Annotated in this window: 9 protein-coding genes; all 9 read left to right on the forward strand. The window is 44.9% G+C overall.

Annotated features, from left to right (window positions below; translation table 11 throughout):
• Positions 1–427: 427 nt before the first annotated feature.
• The 9 genes from ACFSVM_RS25750 to ACFSVM_RS25790 all read left to right on the forward strand — a co-directional run bounded on the left by ACFSVM_RS25750 (position 428) and on the right by ACFSVM_RS25790 (position 6264).
• Positions 428–805: a BC1872 family protein gene (locus ACFSVM_RS25750; RefSeq protein WP_379265418.1), complete on the forward strand. Its 378-nt coding sequence runs from the start codon at positions 428–430 to the stop codon at positions 803–805.
• Positions 798–1340: a hypothetical protein gene (locus tag ACFSVM_RS25755; protein ID WP_379265420.1), complete on the forward strand. Its 543-nt coding sequence runs from the start codon at positions 798–800 to the stop codon at positions 1338–1340. The genes ACFSVM_RS25750 and ACFSVM_RS25755 overlap by 8 nt, the downstream gene beginning before the upstream one ends.
• An 18-nt stretch (positions 1341–1358) precedes the next feature.
• Positions 1359–3614, forward strand: a complete 2256-nt coding sequence (locus tag ACFSVM_RS25760; protein WP_379265422.1) for an AAA family ATPase — start codon at positions 1359–1361, stop codon at positions 3612–3614.
• A gap of 277 nt (positions 3615–3891) precedes the next feature.
• Positions 3892–4293 (forward strand): RusA family crossover junction endodeoxyribonuclease, encoded by a 402-nt coding sequence (locus ACFSVM_RS25765; RefSeq protein WP_379265424.1) that lies wholly within the window; start codon positions 3892–3894, stop codon positions 4291–4293.
• A gap of 3 nt (positions 4294–4296) precedes the next feature.
• Positions 4297–4518, forward strand: coding sequence for a hypothetical protein (locus ACFSVM_RS25770; protein ID WP_379265426.1), 222 nt, complete (start codon positions 4297–4299; stop codon positions 4516–4518).
• Positions 4519–4638: 120 nt separating this feature from the next.
• On the forward strand, positions 4639–4995 hold the full coding sequence (locus ACFSVM_RS25775) for a zinc-finger domain-containing protein (RefSeq protein WP_379265428.1): 357 nt from the start codon (positions 4639–4641) through the stop codon (positions 4993–4995).
• Complete coding sequence (locus tag ACFSVM_RS25780) at positions 4992–5378, forward strand: hypothetical protein (RefSeq protein ID WP_379265430.1); 387 nt, start codon at positions 4992–4994, stop codon at positions 5376–5378. Before ACFSVM_RS25775 ends, ACFSVM_RS25780 begins: the two co-directional genes overlap by 4 nt.
• Positions 5379–5381: 3 nt before the next feature.
• Complete coding sequence (locus tag ACFSVM_RS25785) at positions 5382–5846, forward strand: sigma factor-like helix-turn-helix DNA-binding protein (RefSeq protein WP_379265432.1); 465 nt, start codon at positions 5382–5384, stop codon at positions 5844–5846.
• Between the two features lie 124 nt (positions 5847–5970).
• Positions 5971–6264: a hypothetical protein gene (locus ACFSVM_RS25790; protein WP_379265434.1), complete on the forward strand. Its 294-nt coding sequence runs from the start codon at positions 5971–5973 to the stop codon at positions 6262–6264.
• Positions 6265–6474 lie beyond the last annotated feature (210 nt).

Below are 6474 nucleotides of genomic sequence, written 5' to 3' on the forward strand. Positions count from 1 at the left end.
AGATATAGAATCATCAATTTCATATGTTCATCTAAAGCAAAAAGGGGAGGATGAAAGGGAATGAGAGAAACAGGAGTTTGTCAATGCGAAGATTGTCAATGGTTTAGAACGACATACGGAATTGATCAAGAGGAAGCAAACCTTTCTAGGGAGGAATAGACCCCATGAAGAAATTCTCTGTTCTCTGCCAGACGAAAGATGAAAAGGAAATCTATTTAGTCATCCGTGAAACATCTAAAAGGAAGGTAACGCTTAATAAGGTCTGTTCCACTTATCAGAACGTTACAAAGCTGATATCCATTGAAGAAATAGTATCAGTCCCTTCAGGTTTGGCATACCGCGGATTGATGAACATCTCTGATGATCATGTATACGAGAAAGACCGAACGAAAAGAATTCGAAATTACTACTGATTAGGAGTTGGACCATGAGTAAACGAGTGATAACGGACGAAGATATATTGAATCTGTCGCCGGGTAGGGATTTGGATGCACAAATAGCTCTCAGAGTCATGGGGTTTAAGGAAATTACTATTGTAGGGACGTACTACTTCACCGATCCGATCGATACGCAGCTCAAATCATATTCAACCGACATAAAAGCAGCTTGGGAAGTAGTAGAAAAATTGAGGAAACAGAAAATTTACCTGGATATTCGTGTCTGGCCTAACGAATATCAAGTGCTACCGCATTATGACGAGAACAATAAATTAAAACCGGAATTAGTAGTAAAACTACGGAGTTTACCTGAAGCCATATGCAAAGCTGCTTTTCTATCCGTAATAGGAGGGTTCAGCCGTGAGTAGAGACTGGCATAAGGACATGAGGATGTGTGAGAAGGCATCAGAAGGACCTTGGCATTTTACAGACACAGAAGACGTGTGGATGCTATTTGGCGGATTTAATGGACACATGCAACTAATAAAGGCTCCAAAGAACAGCAGCGCATATGCAGAATATTGGCCTGAATCAGACGATGCTGTCTTTATATCAGAAACACGCACGGCTCTTCCATACTGGCTCCAACAATTCGCAACAGAGAAAGAACGAGCTGATAAAGCCGAAGCAGAAGCCGAGAAATGGCGCATAGAAGCTTTCCAGAAGTATCCGACTCCTGATGCCTATGAAGCGGTTTGTGCTGCATTATTGAAGCATAGATCTCGAGCAGATCAAGCTGAAGCCGAGTTGCTGCAGCTGAGGGCATCAATAGCCTGGATCAAGACGATGTTTGAATCTGATTGGACCTACGAACCTGGGATAGGCGAGGTTGTAGACGAAATCATTAATGTATTGGAACACGGTACGGGAGTTTTAGAAGACGAAAAGACCGAGAAATCTTAAAGAAAGAGGGATAAACGGATGGAGCGTAAACTGGATCTCATTGCTTTGCTGGATCATGTCGATCCTTCATTCTTAAGTTACCAGGAATGGGTCAACGTCGGCATGGCATTGAAATACGAGGGTTATACGGCCAGTGATTGGGATGATTGGAGCAAGCGGGACAGCGGCCGGTACCGTCCCGGTGAATGCTTCAAGAAGTGGACTTCCTTCGAGGGATCCGGCAATCCAGTCACAGGTGCAACCATTACACAGATGGCCAAGGAAAATGGCTGGGTGCCGCGATCTGCAGATGATCGGGAATTAAGCTGGGATGATGAAATTTCCGGTAATGACAATTATGTAGTGGTCGATAAGAACTGGATTGAAGGTAAGGAGATACACGAGCCTAACCACTGGAGTCCAGTACAGCAATTGACTACTTACCTCAGTACTTTGTTCGAAGCGTCTGAGAATGTCGGTTATGTGACTGATACTTGGCAAAATGATGAAGGAAAATATCTACCGACGAAGGGTGCATGGGACCGGACAGCAGGCGAGCTGATACAGCTCTTAAATGGCTGCGGTGGAGACATTGGATCCGTTGTAGGTGACTATGACCCAGCTGCCGGCGCATGGATCCGTTTTAATCCATTGGATGGCCAAGGCGTGAAAAATGAGAACGTATCTGAATTCCGGTATGCACTTGTGGAGTCCGATACGATGGATATTGAGAAACAGAATGCTATTATGCGGGAGTTAGAGTTGCCGATTGCAGTAATGGTATACAGCGGTGGAAAGAGTCTACACGCTATTGTGCGAGTTGAAGCGGCCAACTATGACGAATACCGTAAGCGAGTTGACTACCTTTATAACGTCTGCAAAAAGAATGGCTTAAATATAGACAATCAAAACCGAAATCCTTCAAGGCTTTCGCGGATGCCTGGTGTAGAACGTAACGGCAAGAAACAGTTCATTGTCGACACTAATATAGGTAAAGGATCCTGGGTTGAGTGGCATGAATGGATCGAGGGCGTTAATGATGATCTACCGGATCCGGAGAGCCTAACTGACTTTTGGGATAACATGCCGGTCTTGGCTCCACCTCTTATTGAAGGTTTGCTAAGACAAGGACATAAGCTGTTGCTTGCTGGTCCTTCTAAAGCCGGAAAGTCATTCTCTTTAATCGAATTGAGTATTGCCATAGCTGAAGGAGCTAAATGGTTAACCTGGCAATGTGCCCAAGGGAAAGTATTATACGTTAATCTTGAGCTTGATCGTCCAAGTTGCTTACATCGATTCAAGGATGTATATCAGGCGCTTGGGCTCCCGCCACGAAATATAGGTATGATCGACATTTGGAATTTACGTGGTAAGTCGGTGCCAATGGACAAGCTGGCACCTAAATTGATCCGGCGAGCTGCTAAAAATAATTATATTGCTGTCATTATTGATCCAATATATAAGGTCCTTACAGGAGATGAAAACAGCGCCGATCAGATGGCTCATTTTACAAACCAGTTTGACAAGATCGCAACGGAATTGGGTGCAAGCGTCATTTACTGTCATCATCACTCAAAAGGTTCTCAGGGCGGCAAGAAGTCAATGGACCGTGCCAGCGGCAGTGGCGTATTTGCCCGGGATCCGGATGCGCTTATCGACTTAGTGGAGCTGGAAGTGACAGAAGCTCTCAGAAACCAGGAAGAGAACAAGGCGATCTGTATCATGTACAAGCGTTTGTTCCAGCAGCATAACCCGAACTACCTACGGGAGCAGGTGTCCCAGGATGACGAGCTCAGCGCAAAGGCAATGGAAGACCATGCTAAGCGAGCCATTCCGCAAGTCATGGAGAACATCATGCCTATGATAGATCAAGTCATTAAATCAGTACGTGGCCGCTCAGCGTGGCGCGTAGAGGGTACACTCCGGGAATATGCCAAGTTTGAGCCGGTCAATATGTGGTTCCAGTATCCGGTGCACCGTGTTGATGAAGTGGGTAGCCTGAAGGACATCGATCCGGAAGGAGATAATTCAAAACCTCCTTGGCAGAAAGCTTCAAACAAGCGAAAGGATAAAGCGAAAAGCGAGCGCCGGAGCAAAGCGGATGAGTTTGAAGATGCTGTTAACAACTGTAATTATGGTGAACCACCTACTGTAAAAGACATCGTTGAATGGTATTCTACGACTGGAAAAGAAGTTGCTGAACGCACAGTAAGGGATTGGGTTAAGAAATTCGGTTACACGATCGACAGAAATAACGGCAGTGTCATTGTTAAAAGTGACGGCGAAGACCAGTAAAAACCGCCGCAATGGAATCCACCGCACGGCGGCGGCGATCATAAATTCATGGTCACCGCCGCACGGCAATAATCTTAATTTTATGGTCACCGCCGATCGGCGGATTAACGGCGGATTTAGTATACGTCATGGTGCCCGCCGCCGGGCGGCGGCGACCATTATATATAAATATATAAGGATAAGGGAAGGGGGTATAAAAATCCCCCTTCCCCCTCCCCTACATTTATGAGAGGGCAATGCCGCAAATTAAAAGTAAAAAAATGGAAGTGATGATAATATGGTGACTGAGTTTTTCATGCCAATGATTCCACCGACAGCAACGCACCAAGAAAAACAGGTTAGCTGTCAAAATGGTAAACCCATCTTTTATGAACCGGATGATTTAAAAGCGGCACGTGCGAAGCTCACAGCACACCTTGGGCAGCATGTACCAGCAGAAAAGTATGAGGGAGCACTGAGAGTCATCGTGAAATGGCTGTTCCCGATTACTGATGGCAGCAAGCATTACGACGGAGAGTGGAAAAAGACAAGGCCCGACACGCACAACCTGAACAAGCTACCCTTCGATATCATGACACAACTTGGATACTGGTCGGATGACGCGATCGTGGCCAGTGAAATCATAGAAAAATTTTGGGCCAACCGGCCAGGCATTTATATCAAGATCGAGGAGCTGTAAGCAATGGATTATCAAGCGTTCTATAACGAAGTCGTGAAATGGATAGCTCAGGTAAACCAGGCTGCTATGAAATTTGGGATAACAAGTCCGGATTTTTGGAAGTGGGTAGCTGACTCTTCTGCAGAAATATGTGCAAGGTACCAAGATAATCAACTTGTTATTAAACAGATGATCATGTTGGTTGAGTGGTTGGAAGAAGCTTTTGAAAGGCAAAAAGCCGGATGATCTGTCCAGATTGTTTGAGTGAAATGGCCGAGGTTCAGACAGATCTTTATGAGTGCACCTGTGGCTTCGTAGCTGAACAAATCAGCTGGGAATTGGATCGAGCTAGAGGAGATGAGCTGAATGACTTCTCGGATTGAGGTAGTTCAGAAAATAGATGGCTTGCTAGATAACGAATGTAAAAAGTATGATCGAAGAAAAGAAACAACTTTCTGCAGTACGCAATGTGATGTCGGGATCCAGTTAGCGGAGCTTGGAAAGGAACTTCTTCAAACGTCAAGACCACGTAAAAAAACAAGTATCAGGGAGGATAAACCTATGGGGAGAATGAAATTCACATTGACCGAAGAAGAGTACAAGGCTGAAAGAGATAGCGGTAAATCGCTTGCGGTAAATCGCTTGCGGAAATTGCTAGAGAGCATAAAGTTTCTGAAGCGACTGTATACAATCACATTGATAAATGGGCTAGAGACAAAATGAAATCAAAGCCTGTTACAACGGACCAGAACAAGTTGCTGCGGGAAAAGAATCTTTCTTCTGAGGATCCGAAGTCAGAAGTGCTGATCGGTAAGGCTGAGAAAGAGATAGAACGTTTGACGATTGAGAATGATCGTCTCAAGAAAGAGACTGAAGCACTTAAAATTAATGAGCGGGTACTGAATGTTCGTGTAGAGTCGATGCGTGAGGAGTTAGAGACAAGTCAGCATACTGCAGATAGGCTGCAAGCGGAATTAAACCGAATGAAAACGGATATTCCCCTTGCATCAGCTCCTGAGACAGAAGCGAGCATCCTGGACACTGCAATCCATGATTTGACTCGTGCTCGATGGATCCTGGAACGTCTTCACGTAGTGGGGGATTAAGCCATGGGTAACTCATTGAAGGCCACATGGATTGAAACTCTGATAAGCCAATATGCAACTGAAACTTATGTGTTGGAGAAATACCGTAACTCTTTGGATCCTGACAATCCAGAACAATCCGAAGAAGCTGAGACGGTTTCAGGAATGATATCCGACATGCGATATGCCATGACCTGGCTAAAGCGAGGAAGAAGACCGGGAAGTCGCCGAGGGGTAGAGATCACAGACGTTTATCGGCAGCGAGAGATCTTTATCAAGCTTTCTGGACAGGGAATGACGGATGCTGAACGACTGAAGCTAGTTGAAGCCCTACTTGCTTTATCAGATCGAGAACGAACTTGTTTTTTACTTCATATGGCGCAGGGCTTGACTTTACAAGAAATATCACATAAACTAAATTTATCCAAGCGATCCGTTCAGATGTATGTTGATCGGGCTAAGGTCAAGATTTCAAAAGAATTTTTGTGATCTTGTCGTACGTACTGTCGTACACCATGTCGTACAAGCTACCTACTACACGTATGTCTATAACAAGGGCTCTCCGAATCGGAGGGCTCTTTTTTGCGTTGTAACTAATTTTGAGGAGTGATTGATGATGACGATTACGATTGATCCACAACTGCTAAAGGAGTATCTAGAGACGCTTGCTAAGTTAGCTGCTGCAGGGCACAAAGTTGATCGAGAGATCAGTGAGGGTCTTAAACTTTATCGGATAGCGACTGGTATTGAGAGCATGGAAGAGCACATTGACGAGAAGGCAGCCTTTAGATCCAAGATGAATTTTCGTGGACTGGCTCTAGAGCTTCGGAACAAAAACTTAATCCCAGAGGATCAGCTTAACCCAATTGTGGATGAGATCTTGAGTCGTCCAAATTATATGTGGTGAGGTATCCTGCGGGGTGCCTTTTTTATATAGCAAAACCAACACAAATAGCGGGGAGGTAATGTCGCGTGAAAACTATAGCCTCATCAACTATGCGGCGTTCGGATGGATCTACGGTCAATACGGCTGATGGCATTGGCGACGATGGAAGTCTAAATATTCGTATTTTGGATGCCACAAAGCAATTACCAGATTTCAATACAGGTCAACTTG

Origin of the sequence: Paenibacillus shunpengii (assembly GCF_042684905.1) — a bacterium.
Taxonomy (GTDB): domain Bacteria; phylum Bacillota; class Bacilli; order Paenibacillales; family Paenibacillaceae; genus Paenibacillus; species Paenibacillus shunpengii.